We start from the raw sequence: 25,238 nt of genomic DNA, 5'->3' as shown, positions 1-25,238 counted from the left end.
GCGGCAGGACTCGCGCGCGGCTGGGGGAGACCGCTGAGGACACCGAGGTAGGAGTGCCGCACCATGCCGCTTTTCGGACGGGAAGTCGAGCTGAAGACCCTCGCCGAGCTCGTCGACGCCCCCGAAGACCGCAGCGGCGTTCTCATTCGGGGGGAGGCCGGCATCGGGAAGTCCGCGCTCGTGGCGGAGGCCGTCTCCGCGGCGTCGGCCGCGGGCCTGCGCGTGCTGACGACGATCGGCGTGGAGGCCGAGCAGAACCTCGTTTACGCCGGGTTGCACCAACTGCTGTATCCGGTCCGGGCAGGCGTGGACGCGCTGCCGACCCCGCAGCGTGACGCCCTGCGCAGCGCGTTGGGCCTCGCCGAAGCGGCCGAACCCAGCGTCTACCTCGTCGGCCTGGCCACGCTGACCCTGCTGGCCGAGTCAGCCGCCGTCCGGCCGTTGCTGGTCGTCGCCGAGGACGTGCACTGGCTCGATCGCGCCAGCGCCGACGTCCTCGCCTTCGTGGCGCGCCGGATCGAGTCCGAGCCCATCGTCATGGTCGCGACGCTCCGGGAAGGCGAGCGCTCGCACGTGCGGGATGCCGGCCTGTTCCCGATGCCCGTTGACCGGCTCTCCGACGAGGCCGCCGCCGAGCTCCTGGACTCGATCGCCTCCGGCCTCACCCCAGCGCTCCGGGTGCGGCTGCTGGAGGAGGCCGCCGGGAACCCGTTGGCGCTGACCGAGCTGTCGGCGGCCACGGGACACCACGGCGGCCCCGGCCCGGTGCTGTCGCTGAGCGATCGCCTGGGCGGGCTGGGTCCGGTGCTGTCGCTGAGCGAGCGTCTTGAGCGCGCGTTCACCGCCCGGGTAGCGGCCCTGCCGGCTCCGGCCCGCACCGCCCTGCTGGTCGCGGCGCTCAACCAGAGCGATTCGGTCTCCGAAACGCTCGCGGCCACGGGCCTGATCCTGGGATCGGCGGCCGAGCCGGAGATCCTCGCACCGGCCGCCGAGGTCCGGTTGATCGAGCTCGCCATCGGCGTGGTGGCGTTCCGTCATCCCCTGATGCGGTCGGCCATCGCGGCGGCTTCGACGCTCGCCGAGCGCCGGCAGGCCCACCTGGCTCTCGCAGAGACGCTGCACGAACAGCCGGACCGGCGGGCCTGGCACCGGGCCGCCGCGACGGCCGGAGCCGACGAGGGCGTGGCGGCCGAGCTGGACCGCGCGGCCGGCCGGGCCCGGCACCGGGGCGGGGTCGCCGCCGCGATCGCGGCGCTGGAGCAGGCGGCCCGGCTGAGCGAGGGGCAGGACCGGAAGGCGCACAGGTTGCTGAGAGCGGCCGAGCTCGCGGTCGAATCCGGCAGCCGCGCCACGGCCGAGCGTCTGGTGCGCGACGCACACGCCCTCGAACTCTCGCCGCGCCGGCGCGCCACTGCCGCCTGGTTGCTCAGCGGCTTCGAGGACGGGGTGCGCGAGGACGTCTCCCGCGTGTCAGAGCTGGCCGAGCTGGCCGCGTCAGTGGCCGCCGACGGGGAGGTGGAGCCGGCTGTCCGGATCCTGTGGGGCGCCGCAATGCGCTGCTTCTGGTCCGAACCGGGTCCGGCCGCGCGCCGCTCGCTGCTGGGCGTGGCCGACCGGCTGCCCGTTCCCGCCGACGACCCCCGCATGGTCGCGGTCGCCGCGTACGTCGCGCCGTTCGAGCGGGGCGGCATCGCGCTCGACCTGCTGCGCAAACGGGCCGGCGTGGCCGGCGCCGCCCCCGAAATCGATCGCTACCTGGGCAGCGCGGCTCTGCAGGTCGGGGCGTTCGACCTGGCCGCCCGCTTCTCCGCGGCGGCCGCGCCCGGCCTGCGCGCCCAGGGCCGGCTCGGGCTGCTGCCCCGGGCGCTGGCCGTTCAGGCGTGGAGCCGGGTCCGGCTCGGCGACCTGGCCGCGGCCGTGCCGGTCGCGGCGGAGGCCGCCAAGCTCGCCCAGGAGACCGCTCAGCCGTTCATGTACGGGCTGGCCACGGCCGTCCAGGCCGAGATCGCCGCGCTGAGGGGCGACCACGGGCGGGCCAGAACACTCGCCGATGAGGCCGAACGGGTCGCACTTCCCGCCGGTGCCCGGCCCGTCCTGGCCACCGTCCAGCTCGCGCGCGGGCTCGCGGCCTTGAGCGAGGAGCGCTTCGGCGACGCGTTCGCCGCCCTGAGCCGGATGCTCGATCCCGCGGACCCCGCCTACCAACTGGCCCTGCGCGCTTACTGCCTCGCAGAGCTCACCGAGGCCGCCGTGCGTGCCGGGCGGATCGACACCATGCGGGACATCCTGCGCGACGTAGAGCCGCTGGCCGCATCGACGCCGTCACCGGCGTTGCACATCGGGTTGCGCTACGCGCGCGCTGTGCTCGCCCCGAACGGGGAGGCGGAGGAGCTGTTCACGGCCGCGCTGCGGGCGGACCTGACCGGGTGGCCCGCCGAACGCGGACGCCTCCATCTGGCGTTCGGCGAATGGTTGCGGCGGCGGCGCCGGGCCGTGGAATCCCGGACGCACCTGCGCACGGCCAGGGAGACCTTCGACGCGCTCGGCATGGCCGCATGGGGCGAGCGCGCACGACGGGAGCTGCGCAGTGCGGGGGAGTCGAGCCCGAACCGGGACCCCGACGCGCGCGAGAAGCTCACTCCGCAAGAGCTGAACATCGCGCAGTTGGCCGCCGAGGGGCTGACGAACCGGGAGATCGGACAACGGCTGTACCTCTCTCCCCGGACCGTCAGCACCCACCTGCACCGGATCTTCCCCAAGCTCGGGGTGAGCTCTCGGGCCGATCTCGCGCGGATGCTCAAGACCTTCGAAGAAAGCTCTTCTTCCCGATAAGAGCTGTCGGTGATCACGCCGCCAGACTGGGGTCCTGATCCGGCCCACGGCGTCCTTGGCGGACGGGTGGGGCCCGTGGAGTGGTCAGACGACTGAGGCGTCGGCCGCCGTCCTGATCCGGGCGTACATCCTGCGCAGGCCAGGACCGGGCTCCAGTCCCAGATCATCATCCAGCAACCGGGCGATCCGGTCATAGGCCGACAGAGCCTCCACGCGGCGGCCGTCGCGGTCGAGGGCCCACATCAGCAACTCCCACAACCGCTCGCGATAAGGCTCCGCCGCCGTCGCAAGCACGAGCTCGGCGATCGCCTCGCCACAGTCGCCCTGCGCGATGTCGAGCGCCCAGCGCTCCTCCACGGCTGACGCGCGCAGCTGCTCCAGCCAGGCGCGGCGGCCCTCGAAGAAAGTTCCGCTCAGCCCTTCTAACGCCGGTCCGCGCCACAGCGCCAGGGCGCCGCGCAGCAGCCGGGAGGCCTCTGCGACCTCCCCCCGCTCGCGGGCCTCCCGTGCGGCGGCGGTGGTCTGCCGGAACACCGTCACGTCGACCGCGCCGGGGTCCACGACCAGCTGGTAGCCGCCGCCCGCCGACCTGATCTCCGCCTCGGTGCCCAGCCCGGCGGCACCGCCGGCGGTCAGCACCCGGCGCAGACGGGAGACGTAGGTGCGGGTGCTCACGACGGCGCTGCGCGGCGCCTCCCGGCCCCACAACGAGCTCACGATCTCGTCGAGCGTGACCTGACGCCCCTCGCTCAGGAGCAGCAGGGCCAGCACTCCCCGCTGTTGCGGAGACCCGACCTCCAGATCTTCCCCACCGCTCCAGACCCTGATCGGACCCAACAACCCAAAGCTCACCCCGGCCATCGAGGTTCCCCCACCCTCTCGCGTAGCGCCGCGACCCGTCACCGACGCCCCCGAAGCAGTGCCCGGGCGTCTCTGACCGACCCTACTGACGCCGCGTCGGGACTGTTGACGCATTGTCGGGCTTATCGGTGGTCTGTACGTTTTCCGGCATGTCTGTCCCGGGACGCCGGCCATGCTCGCCCCGGAATGACGTACACACACAGCGTCACGTGACGCTCGCGAAAGCGGTCCGGGCGAACCTACCTTCTTGGGATGTCCTACCGCAGGCCCGTACGAGGGGTCGGCCGCCGTGCACTCCCGCAAGGAAAGCGCCCCCGATCGTGATCGGACAGCCGAACGTCGTCTCGGCTCCCTGCAGGTTCACCGTTCTGGGACCGCCCGGCCTCCATTGCGGTGAGACCCGACTGGATCTCGGCGCACCGCAACAACAGGCCGTCCTGATGTTGCTACTGGCCAACAGCGGCAGCTTCGTGCGGATCGGTGAGCTGGTCGACGGCGTGTGGGGCGAGCGGGCACCGGCCACCGGCGAAGCCGTCATACGGACCTACATCTCCCGTATCCGGCGGCTGTTGTCCGAGCACGGACTGGGCTCGGCGGTCAGCTCCCAGTCCGGGGGCTACATGCTCGACCCGTCGCTGTTCGCGCTGGACGCCACCGAGTTCGCCGACCTGCTCGAAACCGCCAGGCAGGAGCGCGCGAGTGGGCAGATCCCGGTGGCCGCGAATCGTATGGAGCAGGCGCTGGGCCTCTGGACGGGCACGGCGCTGGCGGGGGTCCCAGGCGAGGCCGCCGAACGTGAGCGGTTCCGGCTGGAACGACTGAAGCTGATCGCCACCCAGGAGTTGCTGCAGCTCCGCCTGGAGCTGGGCGAGCATGCCGAGGTGGTGGCCGAGGTCCCGCTCCTCATCGAGCAGAACCGACTCGAAGAGCCGTTGTACGAAATCTATCTCCTCGCCCTGTACCGCAGCGGCAGGCGGGCAGAGGCGCTCGAGATCTACCGGACGGTCTACGACCTGCTGGGCAAGGAACTGGGCGTCAGCCCGGGACCGCGGCTACGGGCGATCCACGACAAGATCCTCCGGGCCGACGCGGACCACGACGACGAATTCGCCCCCACCCCATGGGCCGGGCGGCCCGCCGCACGCTCCCCACAGGAGTCCACTTTGCCAGCGGGCACGAAGCCGGAGCGGCCTCCCGATGGGCAGTTCGCCGGCAGGGGCACGGAACGCGCCGCCTTCCAGGACCTGCTGAAGAGCCGTGGCGAACGTCTGGGTCTTGTCTTCGTCCGCGGACCCGCCGGCATCGGCAAGTCGACGCTGCTGCGTCAACTCGCCGACGACGCGACCGCCGCGGGCCGGCAGGTATGGCACCTCCACGGCTCGGCGACCGCGGAAGCGCGCGAACGCCTCGAGCGATTCGCGGAAGAGCTCGCCGGCGTCTCCGGCCCGGTTCTCCTCATCGACTCCTTCGAGAAGCTGGGAGACCTCGAACCGTGGCTGCGCGACGAATACCTCCGCAAGCTGCCCGGCGGCGCGATCGTCGTGGTGGCGGGCCGGACCGGGCCGAGCGCCGTCTGGCTCACCGATCCGGCCTGGGCCGGGACGATCGTGATCCGGCACCTCGAAGCCCTCACCGTCCAGGAGTCCACCGCGCTGGTCGAAGCCCGCGGCGTCGACCCCGGCCTCCGGAAGTCCATCGTGGACTTCGCCGCCGGCAACCCCTTTGCCCTGTCGCTCGCCGCAGAGGTCGGCAGGAGCATGTCGGCCACGGGACAGCCGTCGCGCCGCGACGCCGTACGCTACGTGGTCGACAACGTGCTCGCGCTCCTGGCCGGTAGCGTGCCGACGGATATGCACCGATGGGCGCTGTACGTGTGCGCGCACGCCCGCCACACCACCGAAGATCTCCTCAGCGCTGTGGTGCCGGGCGGCCAGGCGGCGGAACTGTTCGACTGGCTCCGAGCACAACCGTATGTCGAAACCGCCGCCCACGGCCTGGACGTCAACGGTGTGCTGCGCGAAGCCCTCGACTATCACCTGCGGTGGCGGGACCCCGTCGGCTATGAGCGGATGCACCGGCGGATTCGCCATTACGTCATGGACGAGCTCCTGCGCGACGCCCGCGACCCGCACGCGTGCGTGGCGGTCATGCGGACCATCAGTCATCTGCGCCGGCGCGGCGGGGTCGTGTGCCGGTACGTCTCGAGGGTGGGCGAGGAGGATGTGCGGGCGTCTGGGGCGACCCCCGCCGACCACGATGAACTCGTCACCATGGCGCGCGAGAGCCACGGCGAGTTCACGGCCGCGTCCGTCCGGTTCTGGCTGGGCCGTCAGCCGGGGGCGTTCTCCCTGCTCCGGTGCCGCAAGAGCAACCGCCTGCGGGCTTTCATGAGCTGGCTGACCCTGCGGACGCCGGAGAGGGAAGAAGCGGAGGCCGACCCAGTCGTGGGGGAGATCTGGCACGACGTGAGCCGGCGCATGGCGGTGCCCCCGGGGGCGCACATCGCGATCGCGCGGCATCTGATCTGTCCGGACTTCGAGGCCAAGCCGTCTCCCATCACGGATGTGTTCCAGGCGCGGATGATGCGCGGCTGGCTGCACGAACCGGGGTTGGCGGCCTCGTACCTGGTCGTGGTGAACGGACAGTTGTGGCGGCCGTTGCTGGAGTACCTGGGCCAGTACGAGCTGGAGTGCGTGCGCGCGGACCATCCGTACGCGATCTTCGGCCACGACTGGCTGGCCGACCCGCCGGAGCAATGGCGAGACCACCATCTGGAGGAGGAGCTGTGGGCGGAACGGGACCTGAGCCTGTTCCTCCGCCAGGACGTGTCCGGCGTGGACGACTGCAGCAAGACTGACGGAAGTCTTACAGACCCCGGCCATTCCTCGCAGGAGCGGGGTCGCGGCTGCTCGAATCGCAGGTGTGACTGATCAACGACATTCAGCGGAGAGCGGCCCGCCCATCGCGCGCCGGGTGATGCTCTCGATGCTCGGCGCGGGCGCCGCCGGCCTCGCCGCCGCGCCTCTCTTGCAGAGCGGCTGGGAACGATTCCTCGGTGCCGCCACCCAGAACGACCCCACCGGGCTCACCGGGCTGCTGCCCAACCCGGGCGGCTTCCGCTACTACAGCGTGGCGGCCTCGGTGCCGAGGAAGACCGCGGCCGACTACCGGCTGGAGATCGGCGGCCTGGTCGAGCGCCCTGGGACGTACACGCTGGACGAGCTGCGTGCGCTGCCCCAGACGCGGGTCGTCGGCGAGGCGCGGTGCACCGACGGCTGGCGGGTGCCGGACGTCCCCTTCGCGGGGGTGCTGCTCTCGCACCTCCTCGACCTGGCAGGAGTGCGCCCCGAGGGCAAGGCGGTCCGCTTCACCTGCTTCGACGGCGTCTACAGCGAGAGCCTCACACTTGAGCAGGCCCGCCGGGCCGACGTGCTGGTGGCCCTGGACATGCTGGACGCGCCGCTCATCCACGAGCACGGCGGTCCCGTACGGCTCTACGTCGCCCCGATGTACTTCTACAAGTCCGCCAAATGGTTGTCCGGCATCTCCGTGACCGACAAGGTCGTCCCGGGTTACTGGGAGGAGTACGGTTATGACGTCGACGGCTGGCTCGACCAGGCGGCCTGAGCGCCTGCTGCCGCGCTTCAGCCGGGCCGAGCGCCTGGTCCACCGGATCACCGCCGGGCTCATGCTGGTGTGCGTGGCGGCGGCGGCCTGCCTGTACTTCCCGCCGCTGGCCCAGCTGGTCGGCCGCCGCCACCTGGTGGTCGTCGTCCACGAGTGGTCAGGGCTTTTGCTGCCCGTGCCGTTCCTCCTCGGCCTCGCCTCCCGGGCCTTCCGCGCCGACCTGCGCAGGCTCAACCGGCTGGCACCGTACGACCGGCAGTGGCTGCGCGCGGTACGCAGGAACACGCCGGGACCACGTCCGGCCGGCAAGTTCAACGCCGGGCAGAAGATCTACGCCGGCTGGATCGCCGGAGCCGTGCCGGTCATGACGTTCACCGGCCTGCTGATGTGGTTCACCGGAGTCCTGCCGGCCATCTCCCGCACGAGCGCGATCTTCGTGCACGACGTGACAGCCCTGGCGATCGCGGTCGTCGTGCTCGGGCACATCCGGCTGGCGTACCGGGACCCCGAGGCGCGGCGTGGGATGCGTACGGGGTCGGTGACGCCGGAGTGGGCCAGGAGGAACCATCGCCAATGGGCTGAAGAGATGGGTCAACGATGAGCCGACTCGTCAGGTTGAGGTGATGAGTTCCGCGGCGCGCTCCGCGATGCCGTACACGGTCGCGTCGGTGTTTCCCGACACGATCGACGGCATCACCGACGCGTCGGCCACGCGCAGGCCCTCGATGCCGTGGACGCGCAGTTCCTCGTCCACGACGGGGCCGATCGCGCAGGTGCCGGCTGGGTGGAAGTACGAGGCCAGGCCCGCCCGGAGATAAGCGCGCAGGGCCCTCCTGTCCCGCACTTCCACGCCGGGCAGCATCTCGCCGCCGCGCCAGCCGTCCAGCGCTCGTGCCCGGCCGATCTCCCTGGCGGCCCGCAGGCCCGCGACCATCGTGTTCAGGTCACGCGCGTCGGAGTAGTAGCCGGGGTCGATGACGGGCGGGGCAGTGGGAGAGGCGGACGCCAGGCGTACGGTGCCGCGGCTGTGCGGGCGCATCAGGGACACGCGGATGGTGTAGCCATGCCGCGGGCCGCCGAGCGCGGGGGAGTGGCTCGGGACGTCCACGAAGATGATCTGCAGGTCGGGCTCGTCCCGCGCGTCCGGGCCGCGCAGCAGTCCGAGGGCCTCGCCGTGGTTGTTCCGTGGAGTCGGGATGGGTCGGGCGGGTGCGTACACCAAGCCCGCCATGACGTGGTCCTGGAGGTTCGACCCGACTCCTGGGAGGTTGCGCACGACCTCGACGCCCATCTCCCGCAGGTGCTCCGACGGCCCGATGCCGGACGACAGCAGCAGTCGCGGCGTCCCGATGGCGCCGGCAGCGAGCACCACCTCCCGCGCGGCCCGGACGGTGACCTGCTCGCCCGCGGCGGTGTAGGTCACGCCCGCGCACCGGCCGCGTTCGATCAGTACGCGGTGGACGGGGGCGTCCGTCACGACGCGTAGGTTGCCGCGCCCGGAGGCCGGGGCCAGGTACGCGTCGGCGGCGCTCTGCCGCCTGCCGCCGGCGATGTTCAGATCCGGCCAGCCGAAGCCCTCCTCCAGACCGGAGGAGATGTCGTCGGCTCTGCGGTGCCCCGCCTCCACGGCCGCCTCCATGCAGGCTTCGAGCACGGGGTTCGGCTCCGCGGCGGGGGCGACGGTCAGCGGGCCGCTCTGGCCCCGCCACCTGGCGTCGCGTCCCGGCGCCCGTTCGCTGCGCTTGAGGTACGGGAGGAGGTCGTCGAAGCCCCACCCCTTCGCCGTCCAGGCGTCGTAGCTCGAGCGGTGCCCGCGGGTGAACACCATGGCGTTGAGGGCCGACGAGCCCCCGAGTCCGCGGCCACGCGCCAGCGGGATCGACGTCCCGGTCGACGCCTGCTCGGCGGTGCGCTCTCCCCAGTTACGCGACGTCCCGAGCAGACGCGGCCACGCGGGCGCACCGGCGCCGCCCGCCTCCAGCAGGAGCACGCTCGCGCCCGGGTCCTCGGACAACCGGGCCGCCAGCACGCTGCCGGCGGTGCCCGCGCCCACCACGACGTAGTCGTACTCCACCGCGTCTTCCTTTCCGGCGTCACCGGTTTAAGCGGTGACGACGATTGCATGACTCGACGTCACCTGTCAAACTGGTGATGTGAAGCACGTCTTTCTGTGCGGCAACCCCGCGCTCGACCTCGCCTGCACGCTCCGCGCGCGCCGCACGGAGCGCTTCGAGACGCTCGACGTCCCGGAGCGGCTCGACGCCTGGTACCTGGAGTCCGGCATCGTCGACGCCGTCTCCCCCTGTCAGGAAGCGGATCTGGCCCAGGCGGTGACGGTGCGCGAGGCCATCTACGCGCTGGTCACCGCCCGGCTCGCCGGTGACGGATACGACGGCGAGGCGCTCGCCCTGGTGAACGAGACCGCGCGCAAGCCCCCGGCCGCACCTCAGCTCACGGCCGAGGGGCGGTGGGTCGAGGCGACCCCGGTCCAGGCGCTGTCCACCGTGGCCCGGCACGCCATCGAGCTGCTCAGCGGGCCCGAGGTGCCGCTGATGAAGGAGTGCGCCAACCCCGAGTGCACCAAGATCTTCATTGATCGGTCGCGTGGCGGGCGCCGGGAGTGGTGCGGCATGGAGTCGTGCGGCAACAAGATCAAGGCGGCTGCTTACCGGGCGCGCAAGAAGGACGCTCAGGCGGCCGGCACGCGCTGATTCCGGCGGCTGCTATGGTGAAAGACGCTTGAGATCGGAAGCTAGGAGACCAGACGTGGCAGGTGACGACGACATCTCCGGGTGATACCGGAGATTGATCGGCCCCGGCAGGCGCACATGACCGCCGCCGATGAGGCCTTGCTCGTCGTTCCCCGAATCCCTGTCCCCTTTGCCGGGCGGCTTCGGCGCGCCCGCGTTCTCGTACGAGGTCTTCTCACATGTCCGACGCGTCCATCGTCTGCTCCAATCTGTCCTTCTCCTGGCCCGACGACACCCCGGTCTTCCGTGATCTGTCCTTCAGCGTGGGCGGCGGCCGTACCGGGCTCGTCGCCCCGAACGGCGCGGGCAAGAGCACGCTGCTCAAGTTGATCGCCGGCGAATACCGGCCTGGTGGCGGCGGCGTCGCCGTTGAAGGTGTGCTCGGCTACCTGCCGCAGAGCCTGCCGCTCGCCGGCGACCTGACCGTGGCCGAGGTCCTCGGCATCGCCCCGGTGATCGCCGCGCTGGACGCCATCGAATCGGGCGACGCCAGCGAGGAGCACTTCACCACGATCGGCAACGACTGGGACATCGAGGAGCGCACCCGTGCCCAGCTCGACCGGCTCGGGCTCGGCGACCTCGCGTTCGACCGCACGCTGGGCACGCTGAGCGGCGGCCAGGTCGTCTCGCTCGGCCTGGCCGCGCAGCTCCTCAAGCGGCCTGACGTCCTGCTGCTCGACGAGCCGACGAACAACCTCGACCTCGGCGCCCGCCGCAGGCTCTACGACGTGCTCGGCGACTGGAACGGCTGCCTGCTCCTGGTCAGCCACGACCGGGCCCTGCTCGACCGCATGGACCGCATCGCCGAGCTCGACCGGGGCGAGGTCCGCTTCTACGGCGGCGACTTCACCGCGTACGAGGAAGCCGTGCGCGCTGAGCAGGAGGCCGCCGAACGCAACGTGCGCAGCGCCGAGCAGGAGCTCAAGCGCGAGAAGCGGGAGATGCAGCAGGCCCGCGAGCGCGCCGAGCGCCGGGCCGGCAACGCCGCCCGCAACCTCAAGAACGCCGGGCTGCCGCGGATCTTCGCCGGGAACATGAAGCGCGGCGCGCAGGAGTCGGCCGGGCGGGCGGGCCAGATGCACGCGGCCCGCGTCAGCGATGCCAAGTCCAGGCTCGACGAGGCCGGGCGGGCGCTGCGCGATGACCAGAAGATCGCGCTGGAGCTGCCGGGGACCAACGTGCCCGCCGGGCGCACGGTCTTCCACGGCGAACACCTGCAGGCCCGCGGCCTGTTCGCCGAGCCGGGCATCGACCTGACCGTCCGCGGACCCGAGCGCATCGCGCTGACCGGCCCCAACGGCGCGGGCAAGTCAACTCTGCTGCGCCTGATCAGCGGCGACCTGGAGCCCGACAGTGGCACGACCAGGCGGGCCGACGGCCGGGTCGCCTACCTGTCGCAGCGGCTCGACCTGCTCGACGTCGAACGCACCGTGGCCGAGAACCTGGCCGCGTTCGCCCCCGGCATGCCGGCAGCGGAGCGGATGAACCTGCTGGCCCGCTTCCTGTTCCGCGGCGCGCGTGCGCACCTGCCGGTGGGCGTGTTGTCGGGCGGCGAACGGCTGCGCGCCACCCTGGCTTGCGTGTTGTGCGCCGAGCCGGCGCCCCAGCTCCTGCTGCTGGACGAGCCCACCAACAACCTCGACCTGGTCAGCGTGGGGCAGCTGGAGAGCGCGCTCGGCGCGTACGAGGGGGCGTTCGTGGTGGTCAGCCACGACGAACGGTTCCTCGCGGAGATCAAGGTGGAGCGCTGGCTGGAGCTGTCCGGCGGGCGGCTGCTGGAGACCGGGGGGCCCGCCGATGAGTGACGCGCTGCTCGCCCGAGCATGTTGAGGTGTCAACGGCGGCGGCCATCGCCGCCGCCGGCGCCTGCCTCCGGAGTCGTCATCGGGGCGCGGGGGAGAGGCTCCCGCTCGGTTGCCCGGGCGCCCACGAGGTGAGGATGCGCAGCGCGTCGTGCGATGGCGAACCGGGCTCGGCGGTGAGGACCATGAGGCGCTGTCCCGAGCCGTCGGGACTGCTCCACGTGTCGCAATCGAGGGTGAGATCGCCGACCAGCCGATGCCGGTAACGCTTGGTGCCGTAGGCGGCGTTGTTGACGCGATGCTCCGCCCACCAGGTACGGAAGTCGGCGTCCCGCACGGACAGCTCGCCGACGAGCAGGGCGAGCTGGGGGTCGTCGGGATTGGCCGCAGACTCCATGCGCAGAGCGGCGACGGCGTCGCGGGCGTCGTGCTCCCACTCCAGGTGCATGCCCCGGAAGATCGGGTCGGTGAACAACAGATACAGGTAGTTGCGCTGGTCCGCGGGCAACTGCGAGAAGTCGGTGTACAAGGCGGCGGCGCCGGCGTTCCATTCCAGGATGTCCAGCCGTTTGCCCAGAACGATGGCGGGGGTTGCGGTGAGCTGGTCGAGCAGGCGCCGCATGGCGGGGCGCACGCGTTGCGCGGGCCGACGCCTGCGAGGCCGCGCGTCGGTCTTGCCGGCCAGTTGATACAGGTACCGCTGCTGGTCGTCGTCGAGACGTAGTGCCTGAGCCAGCGTGGCGAGCACCGACGCGGAGGCTCGGACACGGCCCTGCTCCAGCCGCGTGTAGTAGTCGACGCTGATCGCGGCGAGCTGGGCGACCTCCTCACGGCGGAGCCCCGCGACCTTGCGGCGAGAGTCCTGCTCGGGCAGGCCGAGGTCCTGCGGAGCCAGTTGTGCCCGGCGAGCCTTGAGGAAGGCACCGAGTTCGCCGGGGCCGGATGTGCTGGTCATGTCCTCCCTGGAGTGGTGGGGGTGAGGGGGCAGGTCTTTTCCCAGGCAAGAACTCGCCGCTTTTGCCTGCCCGGGATTGCGACGACTGTGGACACGTGCCCGGCACCGTGCCGGGCCAGCTGACCACTGGACGGAGAGTCCCATGACGAAGATCGACGTCACCTTCCACAGCGCCGGCATCCCGCTCGCCGGCAATGTCTACCTTCCCGGCACCCCGGCCGAGGGGCCGCGTCCGGCGATCGTCGTCGGCCACCCCGGCACCGGTGTGAAGGAGCAGGCTGCCGGCCTCTACGCCGGCCACCTGGCCGAAAGGGGGTTCATCACGCTCGCCTACGACGCGGCCTACCAGGGCGAGAGCGGCGGCGAACCGCGCGGCCTGGAGGACCCCGCGCAGCGCGTCGAGGACCTCAAGGCCGCCGTCTCCTTCCTCACCAGCCGGGACGACGTCGATCCGGACCGCATCGGCGTACTCGGCATCTGCGCCTCCGGCGGCTACGCCCTCTCGGCCACCGCGGGCGACCGCCGCGTCAAGGCCCTCGCCACCGTCAGCGCCGTCGATGTCGCCCGCCAGTTCCGCCTGGGGGCCGACGGCGCCCAGGACCCGGCCGTGTTCCTCAGCATGCTGGACGCCGCGGCCCACGCCCGCACCGTGGAGGCCCGGGGCGAGGAGCCGCCGGTGCTGACCCTCTTCCCCGACACCGTCGAGCAGGCCCATGCGCTGGGTGGAGAGCACGGTGCCGAGGGCTTCGAGTACTACCGCACCGAACGCGGCCGGCATCCCCGCTCGGCGGGCTTCCTCACCTGGAACAGCATCGACAAGATGGCGGCCTTCGACGCCTTCGCGCCGATCCCGCTGATCGGGCGCCGGCCGCTGCTCATGATCGTCGGCTTCCGCGCGGTCACGTCCTGGATGAGCATCGAAGCCTTCCAGCGCGCCACTGGCCCCAAGGAGATCTACTGGATCGACGGCGCCAGCCACGTCGACCTCTATGACAAGAAGCAGTATGTGGACCCCGCCGTCGAAAGGATCGCCGCGTTCTTCGGCGAAACCTGAGCCGGCCGGCCTAGACGCATGGCCCGGGTTCTCGTGCGGCGGCTGTCCAGTGCCGGAGGTCGGCGGCCGAGTCGACTGGGCCGGTGAGGGGCAGGAGCGTTGATGATCGGGCTGGGCCTGCCGCCATCCCCATTCCCGTACACCACATTCACGTGGCCTGACGATGCCGAGCACTCTGCACAGCTCGCACGCGCATCCGGTGGGCAGCTCGATCGACCAGTCGCCCGGCGCGCGTTGTGGCTGCGCCAGTAATGCCCGGATCCGTTCGGCACAGTTGATGGCCGGCTCGCCGAAGCCCGCTTGGGCCCCCGGCGGCGCGCAGCGTGGGCATCGCCAGCACGTGCGCCCGATCAGACGATGCGGCGGGCGGCCGTGCGCTGGCCGTCATCGTGCTCCTGGTCCTCCTGCCGTTCCTGAACACGCTGCGGCTGGCGTTCACGGACTCCACCCTCTAAGACCCCCTCGCCGCCGCGCGCGGGGGCTACCCGTTCAGCGTACGATCCCGTATCGCAGTGTTCTGCCGTCGCATGAGCGGCTCGTTCGCGGCCAGCAGGCGCCGCAGCGGCGCGGCCAGCACCCCGCTGTAGGTGTCGGAGTGCACCAGCCGGGTGCCGGCGATGCCGTCGTCGTCGAGCCGGAACTCGTGCAACCCGCTGAGCACATCCGGGTGCAGGAGCACCGCGTCCCATCGCAGCAGCCGGCCCGGCTCCAGCGCCACCAGCTTCGGCCGGAATGCCACGGCCCGGCCGCCGGGCCCGAGGATGCGGACGGCGAGCCGGGATCCGACGTCCAGGTCGCCGGAGATGCGGAGGATCGTCGGGCTCCACTGCGGGTACGCGGCGAAACCCGTGAGCACCTTCCAGACCCGTTCGCGCGGGCCGGGTATGGCGATCTCGGTCTCGATCCGCGTCATCGTGCTCCTTCGCCGTCGGCCGCCGGTGCGTTGAGCCGGGCGGGCAGGGCGAATTCGAGGTTCTCCGTCGCGGCCGGCTCGATCCGGATGTTGGCGAAGCCGTGCCCGGCGAGGGCCGCGAGGAGGTCGTCCACGAGATTCTCCGGGGCGCTGGCGCCGGCGCTGACCCCGACCGTGGTGACGCCGTCGAGCCAGGCGGCGTCGAGGTGGTCCACGTCGGGCACCAAGTGGGCGCGGGCGCCGGCGGCCTCGGCCACCTCGACCATTCGGATGGAGTTGCTGGAGTTGGTCGAGCCCACCACGAGTACCAGGTCGGCGCGGCGGGCAATGGCCTTGACCGCCCGCTGCCTGTTCTCGCTGGCGTAGCAGATGTCGCTGGTGGGCGGAACGGCCAGGTTCGGGAAGCGGTCGCGCAGCGCGTCCGTGATCTCCCGGGTATCGTCCAGCGACAGCGTGGTCTGGGTGAGCAGCGCGGTCGGGGTGGCAGCGTCGATCTCCAGGCCCCGCGCGTCCTCGACGGTCTCGACGATCACGGTACGGTGGGGCGCCTCGCCGTACGTGCCCTCCACCTCCTCGTGGCTGGCGTGCCCGACCAGCAGGAGGGTACGGCCGTCCCGGGCGAAGCGGCGCGCCTCCTGGTGCACCTTGGCGACCAGCGGGCAGGTGGCGTCGATGACGTCGAGGCTCCGGCGCGCGGCGTTGTCACGCACCGCGGGCGCCACCCCGTGCGCCGAGAAGATGCACAGCGCCCCCTCCGGCACCTCGTCCTCCGAATCGACGAAGACGGCTCCTCGGCCGCGTAATTCGGCGACGACGTGGTGGTTGTGCACGATCTCCTTGCGGACGTACACCGGCGGCCCGTACCGCTCCAGTGCCTGTTCGACGATCGCGATGGCGCGCCGGACGCCCGCGCAGAAGCCGCGCGGCTCGGCCAGCAGGACGGTGCGCACCGCTGGGTTCGGCGCCGGTGGGTTCGGCGCTGTGCTGTTCGGCAAGGCGTTATCCCATTCACTCGGCGGTGCTGACTGGCGCGCTCACGCGGAGCGGGTGTCGGTGTCGGTGGTCTCGGTGACGAGGGCGAGCAGCTGGGCGGGGCTGGTCGGGCCCAGCAGGGTGCGGATGGGGACGGTGTGGCCCAGCGCCGCTTTGATCTTCGTACGCAGCTCCACGGCGAGCAGCGAGTCCAGGCCGAGGTCGCGCAGCCGATCCGCGCCGCGCACCACGGACACCTCGGAGATCTTGAGGGTCTCCATGATGAGCGACTCCACGCGGTTCGCGGCGTCGCCGCGGTCCGTCCGTCCGGTCGGGCCCTGATGCTCTGCCTCGGCCGGGGCCTGCGGGAGCTCCCGGACGCCGGCCGGGCGCAGCAGGCTCAGCAGGGCGTCGCGCCGCAGCGTCTCGTACCGTCCGCCGAACTCCGCCCAGTCGGCCGGGTAGCAGACCGGGAAGCCGGTGTCCGGTGTGGTGAGGACGTTCCAGAGGAAGTCGTGACCGTCGTTCGCGCCGATCTCCCCGACGCCCGCCGGGGTGAACGAGCGGGTGGGGTCGAGGTCGCGCAACATACCCGCCCCGGCCCAGAAGCCCCACCGCACGCCCCGCACGCGTACGTCGCCCACCGCGGCGAGGATCCCCTCCATGGCGGCGTTGGCGGCGCCGTAGTGGCCGAACTGCGGTGACGGCAGCACGGCCGACGCCGACGAGTAGGCGACCAGCATCCGCGCGCCGGTCCTGCGGGCCACTTCGACGACGTGGCGGGTCCCGTCCGTCTTGGGGGCCAGGACGCGGTGCCAGTCGGCGGGATCCAGCTCGGCAAGCGGTCCGGCCGACAGGCGGCCGGCCAGGTGGAAGATGAGCACCTCGTCGGCCTCGATCCGGGCCAGCCGCTCCGTGAGCAGGGCGACGGCGGCGGGGTCGCTGATGTCGCAGCGGAGGTAGCCGGTCCCGCTGCCGGGGTTGTCCCGGGTTCCGACCAAGACGATGTCGGTGAACGAGCGGGCGCGGAGGTCGGCGGCGAGGGCCGAGCCGAGGCCGCCGCTGCCGCCGACGATCAGCGCCGCACGACGGCGCCGGGACGTGGCCGCCCGTTCGCAGTACGACGCGTCGTCGGCACCGGCGAGATCGAGCAGCGCAATCTCGGTGTCCGCGAAGGTGGTCCGGTAGGCGACCGACCTCGGCCAGGCGCTCGTGGGCGCCAGGTCGCGCAGGGTGACCTCCGCCGCTCCGGCCTCCGCGTCCTGGGACGGGGCCGCCGTGATCAGCAGGTCGGTGGCGGTGTCGACAAGGGGGCCGATGAGGGGTTCGTCCAGCGCGATCCCGATGCGCCGCACCTGGCCGCCGAGCGCGCCGGGGCGGGTGGCGAGGGCGGCGCGCAGCAGGGCGGCGCGGTGGGGGTCGCCCGAGATGACGAGTTCGTCGTCCGCGCCCGGCCGGACCACCGCGGTGATCCGCTGGGCGGCTTGGACCGCCCAGAGCACGTCCGGCAACCGCCGCGCCTGCCGGTACCCCTGGGGCAGGGGCCGGATCCCGATGGCGCGGGGGCCGTGCCGCGGATCGGACCAGACCAGCTCGACGTCGCAGGCCCGCCCTTCGTGCAGCCGGACCTCGGCGGTCCAGCGGCCGAGGTGGTGCCGCCCGGCGGGGTGCCGGGGGCGGGATCGTTTCGGCTGGTCGGTCAGGCGCGCCACCGACAGGCCGCCATCGCTGTCGCGGCGCAGGCGGTGCTCGCCCCGCGCGGCCAGATCCCGGATCGACGGCAGATCACCCAGAGGGTCCCCGGCGGGGGCGCACACCACTGCGCCGGCCAGGGCCGGGAACTCGTACGGCAGCGCCCCGGCCAGCGCGAACAGGAATCCGCTGACCGCGCCGCCCAGCTCGTCGGCGGGCGGCTGGTCGGGATCGGTCACGACCACGCCGAGCGGCACGCCTGCCTCGGCGGCGGCGTGGGCGAGGCGGGTCACGGCCTGTCCGAGCCCGGCGAGGTAGCCGGTCAGCTGCGCCTGTGCGGGGGCGGCGGGGGTGCGCGCGTCGATGAGCAGTTCGCGGCCCGGTCCGGTGCGGGCGACCACGTCGGCGATGACGTCGGGGTCCGCGGTCCCGAGCGGCGCGTCGAACAGATCCACCAGGCGCTGCTCGGCGCGGCCGGACGAGCCGGTGTACGGTACCCAGATCCGGTGCAGGGCCGGAATGGCGGGCCGACTTTCCATCGTGCGAATGCGCACCCCCTCGCAGCGCACGGCGAGCCGATCCTCGGCGTCCAGGATGGTGATGTCGAACCCGGTGCCGTCCGCGCTCGGCGCGATGACCGACCGGGTGCGCCCGTGCAGCCGATGCCGGTGGAACGTCATGCGGTCCACCCCTTCGAAGTAGAAGGGGCAGGTGGCCTCCGCGCCGTCGGCGAGCCCGTAGTGCACCGCCGCGAGCCCGTGCAGCGCCGCGTCGAACAGGGCCGGGTCGATCTCTCCGCCCACTCCGGTCGGCGTGCCGAGCTCGGCCGTGGCGTACGCGTGCGTCGTGGACACCCACAGCTCGGAGATGGACCGGAACGGCCCTTCCCACACGTTGCCCGCCGCGGCGAACCCCTCGTAGAAGGCGTCCACCGGCAACGGGGCCAGGTTCAGCGGCAGCTCGGCGGCGGCCGTCTCGGCGGCGGGGCAGGCCTGCGCCACGGTCGCGGTGCAGCACAGGGTGGGAGTGGCGGCAGGGTCCGTGGTGAAGTGCACCTCCACCTGGGAGCCGTCCCGCGAAACGGTGAGTGCCAGCTGGTCGGTGGTGTCGTCGATGACGATCGGCTCCACGAACCGCACCGCGTCGATGCGCAGCGGCTCGCCGTCGGTCCGCAGCGAGCGTACGAGGTAGCTGAGCGTCAGCGTGCCCGGCGCCACCGTCTCGCCGCGTACCCGGTGCCCGGCCAGCAGCCGGACCTGCGGCCCACGCAGCCGGTAGGTCACCGACTCGCCCGAGCCCGAGCCCCAGCCCGAGCCCGAGCCCGAGCCCGAGCCCGGGGTCTGGACCGCGCGCCCGGCCGGGCGCAGAGGGCTGACGGAGCGCGGAGTGCGCCTCCACGTCAGTTCGGCGGCGAGCACGGAGGTCCACCGCGGTAACCGGTGCGGACGCAGCGGGACGTTCGCCGTGAAGAGCGCGCCGATGGTGGCGCGGAGGAAGTCGTCGTCCTCGATCGCGTCGGTGGTCAGGACGGTTCCGCCGAACGAGGCCTGCAGGTGACCGGCCAGCACCGCCCGCGGCCCGACGTCGAGGATGATCTGGTAACCGTCGTCGGCCAGCCTCGCCGCCACCGGCGGAAGATCGACCCGGGTGCGCAGGTTGTCGAGCCAGTGTCGCGCCGCCACCGCGGTCTTCGCGGTGGCGGCGGCCGTGGAGGTCGAGGAGTAGAAAGGGATGGCGGCGGTCCGGTCGTGGCCAAGGGCCTCCACGGCGGGGGCGAAGGCCGGCAGCGCCGGCTCCACGAACCGGCTGTGCGAGCCGAACACGACCTCCAGGGCGCGGGCGTCGTGCCCGTGCGCGACGGCCCGTTCGGTGATGTCGCCGAGGGCGTCGGCGGGGCAGGCCAGCACCACACAGCTCGGGCTGTTGACCACGGCCACATCCGCCGAGGCCGGGATCCAGGCGCTGTCGCGGGCGACGTCCTCCCCCGTGATCACGATCATGCGGGTGTTGTCCGAGTGTTCCCGCACCGCCTCCGTGCGGGCGACCAGCAACCGCGCCGCCGTCTCCAGGTCGAGCGCGCCCGCCGTGCAGGCCGCTGCGATGTCGCCGAAGCTGTGCCCCAGGACCGCGTCGGGCCGCACCCCGTAGTCCCGCAGCGTGAACGCGATGGCCAGCTGCGAGGCCCAGGTGGCGTACGGCTGCAGGGCGGCCGGGATGCCGGCGCCGCCGTCGAGCAGCGGCCGTTCGTGCTCGGCCAGGTGATCCCGTACCGCCGCGTAGGTGGTACGGAGGTGGTCGCGCAGGATCGGGTCGCCAGCCGTGCCGGGGTCGAGCCAGTGTGCGCCGAATCCGCCGAACGCGAAGACCACCTTCGGCGCGTCCCGCCAGAGACCGGCAATGAGGCCCGGGCCGGAGGCCGTCACCGGGAGGTCCGCGTCGGTCCGCCGATGTCCCGCGGTGTGGTTGACGCGGTAGGCCAGCGCCGCGCTGAGGCGCCCGTCGCCGGCGGCGGGAGCGGCCGGGAGCGTGACACCGGGCGAGCTGAGCCGCGGCAGCGAAGGGAGCGCTTCCGGCCCTGTTTCCGTCTCCGTCTCCGGCTCCACCGGTGCGGGCGGTGACGCGAGGACGGCGTGCGCGTTGGTCCCCGTGATGCCGAACGAGCTGACCCCGATCACCGTGTCCCCGGGCAGCGGCAGCCCGTCGCCCACGTTCGCGTACACGCCCCGCTCGCGATCCGCCAGGTCGTCCCGCAGGTCGCCGTGCGCCAGCATCGGCGGCACCGTCGCGTGGTGGATGCTCAGGGCGGCGACCACCAGCCCGGCCAGCCCGGAGGTGGACTCGCAGTGACCGATCCGCGTCTTGACCGACCCGATCGGCAGCGGCCGATCCCGCTCGCCGAAGACCGTCATGAGGGCGTCGATCTCGGTGGCGTCGCCGACCGTGGTACCGGTGCCGTGCGCCTCCACGTAGTCGACGTCCTCCGGGGCGCGCCCGGCCAGCGTGAGCGCGCGGCGGATGACGTCGGTCTGGCCGTCCACCGAAGGGGTGGGCAACGATCCGCTGCGCCCGCCGTCGTTGCCGACCGCGACGCCCTCGATCACCGCGTAGACGCGGTCCCGTTCGGCCAGGGCGTCCGCCAGTGGCCGCAGCACGACGGCGGCGAAGCCGTCGCTGCGGACGAATCCGTCGGCGCGGGTGGTGCCGAACTTGCAGTGCCCGTCGGCGGCCAGCATGTTCGACCGGTAGAACGACAGCGTCTCGTACGGGTCGAGCACCAGGTTGGTGGCAGCGGCGATGGCGATCGAGCAGTTGCCGACCAGGAGGTTGTCGATCGCGGTGGCGACGGCCGCCAGCCCCGACGAGCAGGCGGTGTCGAGGGTGACGGACGGGCCGGTCAGGCCGAAGACGTGCGACAACCGGCCGGACAGGCCGCTGCCGGTGTTGCCGACGTTGCTGATGGCGTCCAGCCCCGAGTCCTGGCGCGCGACGAGCCAGTGGTCGCGGGTGATGCAGCCGCTCACCACGCCAGTGCTGCGGCGCTGCAGGTAGTCGAGGGTGAACCCGGCGTCGCCGATGGCCTCGAACACGGTCTCCACCAGGATCCGCTGCTGCGGGTCCATCACCTCGGCCTCGCGGGCCGAGATGCCGAACGCCGAGTGGTCGAACTCGTCCCACCCGTCAGCGAACCCCCCGGTCAGGCACACCATGTCGAACGCGGGGTCGCTGACGTCGTGATCGGTGAGGAAAGGCAGGCGGCTGGCGGGGGCGGCGCCGATCTCGGACTCGCGCCGCTGGAGCATGCGCCACACCCCGGCGGGCCCTCGCCCGCCCGGCAGCCGCGCGCCGATGCCGACTAAGGCGATACGTCGGTCCATACCAGTCACTTTCGTTCGTTGGCAGCGGATTTCTCGGTCCGTGCGGAGTCGACCTCGGACAGAGCCCGCCCAGGACAGCAGCTGACGGCATGCCGCAGCAGCGCGGGGTCGGCGATGCCGACGGCATCGGCGTCGATGACGACGAGCCCGCTGTCGTCCTGGTCGAACACCTCCGGACAGATCAGCACGCACATGCCGGAGCCGCAGCAGCGGTCCCGGTCAGCCCTGATCATGGCTGTCGCGTGCCGGACCGCCGCACCAGGAGCCGGGTCAGTCCGTGCACGATGGTGTCCGACTTCATCTCGTACGAGTCGAGCGCGAAGTCGCCGTACCGCTCCAGGAAGACCCGCAGCGCCACGGTGAGCTCGACCCGCGCGAGCTGCTGCGCCACGCACTGGTGAACCCCGAAGCCGAAGGCCAGGTGCCCGCGGTCGCCGCGCCCGATGTCGAGCCGGTACGGATCCGGGAAGCGCCCGCTGTCGAAGTTGGCCGCGGGCAGGGAGATCGTGATCGTCTCCCCCGGCCGGATCGTCACCCCGCCCAGCTCGACCTCCTCCAGCGCGGCGCGGGAGATGCCGTACTGGATGATCGAGAAGAACCGCAGGAACTCCTCCATGGCGTCGGCGATCGCGCGCTCGTTGCCCTTGAGCGTCACGGCCGCCTCGGGGTTCTCCAGGAGGTGCAGGTAGCTCAGCGCGATCATGTTCGTGGTGGTCTCATGACCGGCCGTGTAGAGCTGGAAGGCGATACTGGTGATCTCGGCGTCCGACAGCTGCCCATCTTCGATCATGTTCTGGATGAAGCCCGGGGCGCCGTCCTTCTGGCGCCGCGTCACCACCTCGCCCAGTTCGTTGAAGATGATGGTGAACATCTCCCGCACCTGGTCAGCCGTGGAGTCCAGCGACAACATCCGCTCCAGGCAGCTGGCGAGAATGTGACTGACCGCCTCCTCGACGCCCAGCAGCTGGGTGATCACCAGGGCGGGCAGCGGCGAGGCGACGGCCGAGACCAGATCCACCTGGTCGCCGGCGTCGGCGTCGAACAGCGCGTTCGCCCGTTCGGTGATGCTCGCCGTAAGCTGCCGCATCTCGCCCAGTTTCAGGGCCGCGGCCACGATGCGCCGGTAGTGGGTGTGCTCCGGCGGGTCCATGCCGACGAACATGCCCGGCCGCTCCTCCGGCGGCTGCCCGTCGCCGATGGCCTCGTGGATGGCCGAATGCCGCAGGTCCGGGCGGGAGCTGAACTCCGGCATGGTCAGCACCTTGCGGCACAGCTGGAAGTCGGTGACGATCCAGCCGACGTGGCCGCCGGCGTAGCGCAGCGGATGGATCGGACCGGCGGCGGCCATGTCCATGAGCCCGGTCGGCAGCTCGAACACCGAGGTACGGCCGCGCGGAATGGTGGGCAGGGCGTCCGCGGACTCGGTGAGGCTGTCGGATACTTCGGTCATTGCCGCTCCACGATGTCATTGAGTGTGCGCGCCAGCGCGTCGATGAGCCGACGGGCTTCAGTGGGTGTGTGGTCGGCCGGGTCCGCGATGAGCGTGATGACGACGGCCTGCGTCGCCGGGCTCTCGTTCACGGCGATCATCGGCAGGGCCGGGATCGAGGACTCCGGCAGCACAATCGTTCGCGGCGCGTCGGCCAGGCGCGGGAACCGGCGGGCGGCGCCGCGCGCGTTCGACACCACGAGGGCGGCGGGCGCGTTGTGCTCCGGCAGGTACTTGCGGCCGTCGCGGAACGGCGCCGCGGGGGTCTCCGCCTCCAGCTGGTCCAGAAGGTCGGCGTCGAAGGCCCGTGCCGTCGCCGGCACGTCGCCGTGGGCACGCGGCACCCGGACGAGAGCGCCGTGGCTGCAGTTGCCGATGGCGCGCGGCGGGACCTGCTCCGCCCGCTCGGGACTGATGAACACCCGGCAGTCCACCGGGACGCCGACCACCACCGGGTCGCCGTCCCCGGCCACGAGCGGCGCGACGGCGGAGGCGATCACCGCGGTGAGCGAGGTCGACTCGGCGGCGCACGCGTCGTCGATGGCCTGCACCTGCTCCGGGGGGAGGTGCAGGGTCACCGGCTGCGCAGGCTTCAGCGGCGCGGACGGGGCTTGGGCGTAGAAGAGCCGGGTCTCGCGGATGCCGTCGGCCGACTGGGGCCCGCCGAGCACGGTTTCCGCGGCGATCGGCCACTCGCGTGCGGCCTGCAGCGGGATCGAGGCCGCGTCGGCGCGGACGCCGAGCAGGCCGAGCAGCTGGTCCGCCATCGACAGGATGCCGGTGACGTCGCAGAGCGCGTGGTGTAGCCGTCCCGTGACCACGACGGTGCCGGGGCGGGCGGCGTCCACGGTGAACGCCGACAGCGCGGCGTGCACGCGGGCGCCGTACGCGGTCGTCTCGATCGCTGGAGCCGGAACGGGTTCGAAGGCGAAGCCCTCCGGCGTACGGGCGAGCCGGGCCGCGAGGCGGGGGAAAGCGGCGTACATGCGGGCCAGCCCGGCTGCCGCCGCCACGGGCGTCAGCGACGCCCGCACCTCCACCTCGAACCCGGTTTGCCAGTCGAGGAAGGCGTGGAAGACCTCGCTCGGCTCAAGCAGCCGCGTCATGCCGGCTCCCCCACCCGCTCGACCTTGGCGTGCACGCTCCCCGGGATGATGGTGGCCAGGGGGCGTCCGTTCGGGTGCTGCGCGGTGGCCGACTCGATACGCACCGCAAGCAACATCTCCGCGACGGCGATCCACATCATCTGCCAGGCGTACTGCTCGCCGACACAGTGCCGGGGGCCGAGGCCGAACGGTGTGTACGAGCCCTTCGTGACCGGGCATCCGCCGGCGCCGAAGGTCTCCGGCTCGAAGTCCGCCCCGGCCGGGAACCACGTCCGGTCCCGGTGCATGGCCCACGGGCTGTACATCACCTCGGTTCCGGCGGGCAGCCGGACACCGCGTAATTCGGTGTCGCGGGCCGTGCGCCGGGAGATGACCAGGATGGGCTGGCGGCAGCGCAGCAGCTCCGACAGCGTGCGCTTGAGCAGCGGCGTCTCCGACAGGTCGGGGCCGTAGGGGACGCCGCGGGCGCGCGCGTTCGATACCTCGGCACGCAGCGCGTCCTGCAGGGCCTGGTCGCGGGCGAGCTCCGTGGTGAGCCACGACAGCGCGGTGGCCGCCGTCTCCGCCCCGGCCATGGTGACCGCGACGATCTGGTCGGCCATCTCGGTGGGCGTCAGCGGCGATCCGTCCTCGTGGCGGACCGTGCGCATGACCGAGATGAGGTCGAGACGGTCGGAGCCGCCCGTACCGTCCGCGTTCATCGCCGAGGTGATGGCCGCGCGCAGCCGGTCCATCGCGCTGTCGTGCAGGCGGTTCCGCTTGGTGGGAACCCGCAGGTACCACGACGGCACCACGGTACGGAACATGATCGCTTCGAGCGTCAGCGCGAGCCATTCGTGGATGCGGTCGAACTTCTCGTGGTCGATGTCGGTGCCGAACATCGTGGCGGCGAGAATCTTGAACGTCATCCGGTGCAGGGCCGCGTCGATGTCGAGCGTGGTGTCCCAGCGGGCCAGTTCCTCCCTCACCACAGCGGTCATCGGCTCGGACAGCGCCACCACGTGCTCACGCTTGAAGAAGCGGTCCAGGTAGTCGCGCTGCCTGCGGTGTTCCGCGCCGTTGGCCAGCACGACGCCGTTGCCCGCAAGCCGCCGCACCCGGTCGTAGAAGATGCCCTTGTCGAAGTCGCCGCGCCGGTCCACGAGCATGTCGTTGACGAGCAGCGGTTCGGCGACGTAGACGAAGCTCCGGCCGAGCGCGGTGAAGACGTGGATGTCGGCCGAGGAGTTCAGCTCGGTCACGTAGCCCAGCGGGTCGCGGGCCAGCCGTACGATCTGCCGCACCAGGCCGACGGCGCGATGCACGCGGGT

Annotated in this window: 18 protein-coding genes; 8 read left to right on the top strand and 10 right to left on the bottom strand. The window is 72.1% G+C overall.

Translation table 11 applies throughout. From position 1 onward, the window contains the following. Positions 1-63 precede the first annotated feature (63 nt). Positions 64-2,832, top strand: coding sequence for an ATP-binding protein (locus ACTMTI_RS03840; RefSeq protein ID WP_441118204.1), 2,769 nt, complete (start codon positions 64-66; stop codon positions 2,830-2,832). 84 nt (positions 2,833-2,916) lie between these two features. Here the strand turns inward: ACTMTI_RS03840 and ACTMTI_RS03835 are convergent, their stop codons facing one another. Next, entirely contained in the window at positions 2,917-3,669 is a 753-nt protein-coding gene (locus ACTMTI_RS03835) for an AfsR/SARP family transcriptional regulator (protein WP_441118203.1), read from the bottom strand. A 344-nt stretch (positions 3,670-4,013) separates the two neighbouring features. On the opposite strand from ACTMTI_RS03835, the gene ACTMTI_RS03830 reads away from it, so the two are divergent. The 3 genes from ACTMTI_RS03830 to ACTMTI_RS03820 are packed head-to-tail and all read left to right on the top strand — an operon-like array spanning position 4,014 to position 7,921. After that, complete coding sequence (locus tag ACTMTI_RS03830; RefSeq protein ID WP_441118202.1) at positions 4,014-6,623, top strand: BTAD domain-containing putative transcriptional regulator; 2,610 nt, start codon at positions 4,014-4,016, stop codon at positions 6,621-6,623. After that, positions 6,616-7,320, top strand: coding sequence for a molybdopterin-dependent oxidoreductase (locus ACTMTI_RS03825; RefSeq protein ID WP_441118201.1), 705 nt, complete (start codon positions 6,616-6,618; stop codon positions 7,318-7,320). Before ACTMTI_RS03830 ends, ACTMTI_RS03825 begins: the two co-directional genes overlap by 8 nt. Further along, positions 7,286-7,921 (top strand): cytochrome b/b6 domain-containing protein, encoded by a 636-nt coding sequence (locus ACTMTI_RS03820; RefSeq protein ID WP_441118200.1) that lies wholly within the window; start codon positions 7,286-7,288, stop codon positions 7,919-7,921. The genes ACTMTI_RS03825 and ACTMTI_RS03820 overlap by 35 nt, the downstream gene beginning before the upstream one ends. Before the next feature lie 9 nt (positions 7,922-7,930). Here the strand turns inward: ACTMTI_RS03820 and ACTMTI_RS03815 are convergent, their stop codons facing one another. Beyond that, positions 7,931-9,394, bottom strand: a complete 1,464-nt coding sequence (locus tag ACTMTI_RS03815; RefSeq protein ID WP_441118199.1) for a GMC family oxidoreductase — start codon at positions 9,392-9,394, stop codon at positions 7,931-7,933. A 79-nt stretch (positions 9,395-9,473) separates the two neighbouring features. On the opposite strand from ACTMTI_RS03815, the gene ACTMTI_RS03810 reads away from it, so the two are divergent. Then, the gene (locus tag ACTMTI_RS03810; RefSeq protein ID WP_441118198.1) at positions 9,474-10,031 is read left to right on the top strand and encodes a CGNR zinc finger domain-containing protein; all 558 of its coding nucleotides are present in this window, start codon (positions 9,474-9,476) and stop codon (positions 10,029-10,031) included. Between the two features lie 218 nt (positions 10,032-10,249). Then, the gene (locus tag ACTMTI_RS03805) at positions 10,250-11,875 is read left to right on the top strand and encodes an ABC-F family ATP-binding cassette domain-containing protein (protein WP_441118197.1); all 1,626 of its coding nucleotides are present in this window, start codon (positions 10,250-10,252) and stop codon (positions 11,873-11,875) included. A 76-nt stretch (positions 11,876-11,951) separates the two neighbouring features. On the opposite strand, the gene ACTMTI_RS03800 is transcribed toward ACTMTI_RS03805, so the two are convergent. Continuing rightward, the gene (locus ACTMTI_RS03800; RefSeq protein ID WP_441118196.1) at positions 11,952-12,827 is read right to left on the bottom strand and encodes a helix-turn-helix domain-containing protein; all 876 of its coding nucleotides are present in this window, start codon (positions 12,825-12,827) and stop codon (positions 11,952-11,954) included. A 142-nt stretch (positions 12,828-12,969) separates the two neighbouring features. Here ACTMTI_RS03800 and ACTMTI_RS03795 point away from each other — a divergent pair, with 142 nt between their 5' ends. Together ACTMTI_RS03795 and ACTMTI_RS03790 are read left to right on the top strand one after the other, a co-directional pair. Further along, positions 12,970-13,881 carry an alpha/beta hydrolase gene (locus tag ACTMTI_RS03795; RefSeq protein ID WP_441118195.1) on the top strand — a complete coding sequence of 304 codons (912 nt, stop codon included), beginning with the start codon at positions 12,970-12,972 and terminating at the stop codon, positions 13,879-13,881. 323 nt (positions 13,882-14,204) lie between these two features. Continuing rightward, the gene (locus ACTMTI_RS03790; protein WP_441118194.1) at positions 14,205-14,336 is read left to right on the top strand and encodes a hypothetical protein; all 132 of its coding nucleotides are present in this window, start codon (positions 14,205-14,207) and stop codon (positions 14,334-14,336) included. A 26-nt stretch (positions 14,337-14,362) separates the two neighbouring features. Here ACTMTI_RS03790 and ACTMTI_RS03785 read toward each other — a convergent pair whose 3' ends face one another. From ACTMTI_RS03785 to ACTMTI_RS03755, 7 genes are read right to left on the bottom strand one after another with little or no spacing between them, the layout of a single operon-like run. After that, on the bottom strand, positions 14,363-14,794 hold the full coding sequence (locus tag ACTMTI_RS03785; RefSeq protein ID WP_441118193.1) for an SRPBCC family protein: 432 nt from the start codon (positions 14,792-14,794) through the stop codon (positions 14,363-14,365). After that, entirely contained in the window at positions 14,791-15,789 is a 999-nt protein-coding gene (locus tag ACTMTI_RS03780) for a 4-hydroxy-3-methylbut-2-enyl diphosphate reductase (RefSeq protein ID WP_441118192.1), read from the bottom strand. Before ACTMTI_RS03780 ends, ACTMTI_RS03785 begins: the two co-directional genes overlap by 4 nt. Positions 15,790-15,828: 39 nt before the next feature. Continuing rightward, a complete protein-coding gene (locus ACTMTI_RS03775) occupies positions 15,829-21,333 on the bottom strand; it encodes an SDR family NAD(P)-dependent oxidoreductase (protein WP_441118191.1) in 5,505 nt (1,834 codons plus the stop codon). A 5-nt stretch (positions 21,334-21,338) separates the two neighbouring features. Next, entirely contained in the window at positions 21,339-21,566 is a 228-nt protein-coding gene (locus tag ACTMTI_RS03770) for a ferredoxin (protein ID WP_441118190.1), read from the bottom strand. Beyond that, positions 21,563-22,783: a cytochrome P450 gene (locus ACTMTI_RS03765; RefSeq protein WP_441118189.1), complete on the bottom strand. Its 1,221-nt coding sequence runs from the start codon at positions 22,781-22,783 to the stop codon at positions 21,563-21,565. The genes ACTMTI_RS03770 and ACTMTI_RS03765 overlap by 4 nt, the downstream gene beginning before the upstream one ends. After that, a complete protein-coding gene (locus tag ACTMTI_RS03760; protein WP_441118188.1) occupies positions 22,780-23,928 on the bottom strand; it encodes a hypothetical protein in 1,149 nt (382 codons plus the stop codon). The genes ACTMTI_RS03765 and ACTMTI_RS03760 overlap by 4 nt, the downstream gene beginning before the upstream one ends. Next, on the bottom strand, positions 23,925-25,232 hold the full coding sequence (locus tag ACTMTI_RS03755) for a cytochrome P450 (RefSeq protein ID WP_441118187.1): 1,308 nt from the start codon (positions 25,230-25,232) through the stop codon (positions 23,925-23,927). The genes ACTMTI_RS03760 and ACTMTI_RS03755 overlap by 4 nt, the downstream gene beginning before the upstream one ends. Positions 25,233-25,238: the final 6 nt, after the last annotated feature.

This window comes from Nonomuraea sp. H19 (genome assembly GCF_052068215.1).
In the GTDB taxonomy this organism is placed as follows: Bacteria; Actinomycetota; Actinomycetes; order Streptosporangiales; family Streptosporangiaceae; genus Nonomuraea.
Note: the sequence above shows the minus strand (reverse complement) of the source record. Positions and strands in the feature narration are given on the sequence as shown.

Coding starts and splice junctions, on each gene's coding strand:
- ACTMTI_RS03785 (WP_441118193.1), bottom strand. CDS start 14,794: ATGACGCGGATCGAGACCGAGATCGCCATACCCGGCCCGCGCGAACGG.
- ACTMTI_RS03820 (WP_441118200.1), top strand. CDS start 7,286: ATGACGTCGACGGCTGGCTCGACCAGGCGGCCTGAGCGCCTGCTGCCG.
- ACTMTI_RS03795 (WP_441118195.1), top strand. CDS start 12,970: ATGACGAAGATCGACGTCACCTTCCACAGCGCCGGCATCCCGCTCGCC.
- ACTMTI_RS03775 (WP_441118191.1), bottom strand. CDS start 21,333: ATGGACCGACGTATCGCCTTAGTCGGCATCGGCGCGCGGCTGCCGGGC.
- ACTMTI_RS03760 (WP_441118188.1), bottom strand. CDS start 23,928: ATGACGCGGCTGCTTGAGCCGAGCGAGGTCTTCCACGCCTTCCTCGAC.
- ACTMTI_RS03765 (WP_441118189.1), bottom strand. CDS start 22,783: ATGACCGAAGTATCCGACAGCCTCACCGAGTCCGCGGACGCCCTGCCC.
- ACTMTI_RS03800 (WP_441118196.1), bottom strand. CDS start 12,827: ATGACCAGCACATCCGGCCCCGGCGAACTCGGTGCCTTCCTCAAGGCT.
- ACTMTI_RS03840 (WP_441118204.1), top strand. CDS start 64: ATGCCGCTTTTCGGACGGGAAGTCGAGCTGAAGACCCTCGCCGAGCTC.
- ACTMTI_RS03805 (WP_441118197.1), top strand. CDS start 10,250: ATGTCCGACGCGTCCATCGTCTGCTCCAATCTGTCCTTCTCCTGGCCC.
- ACTMTI_RS03770 (WP_441118190.1), bottom strand. CDS start 21,566: ATGATCAGGGCTGACCGGGACCGCTGCTGCGGCTCCGGCATGTGCGTG.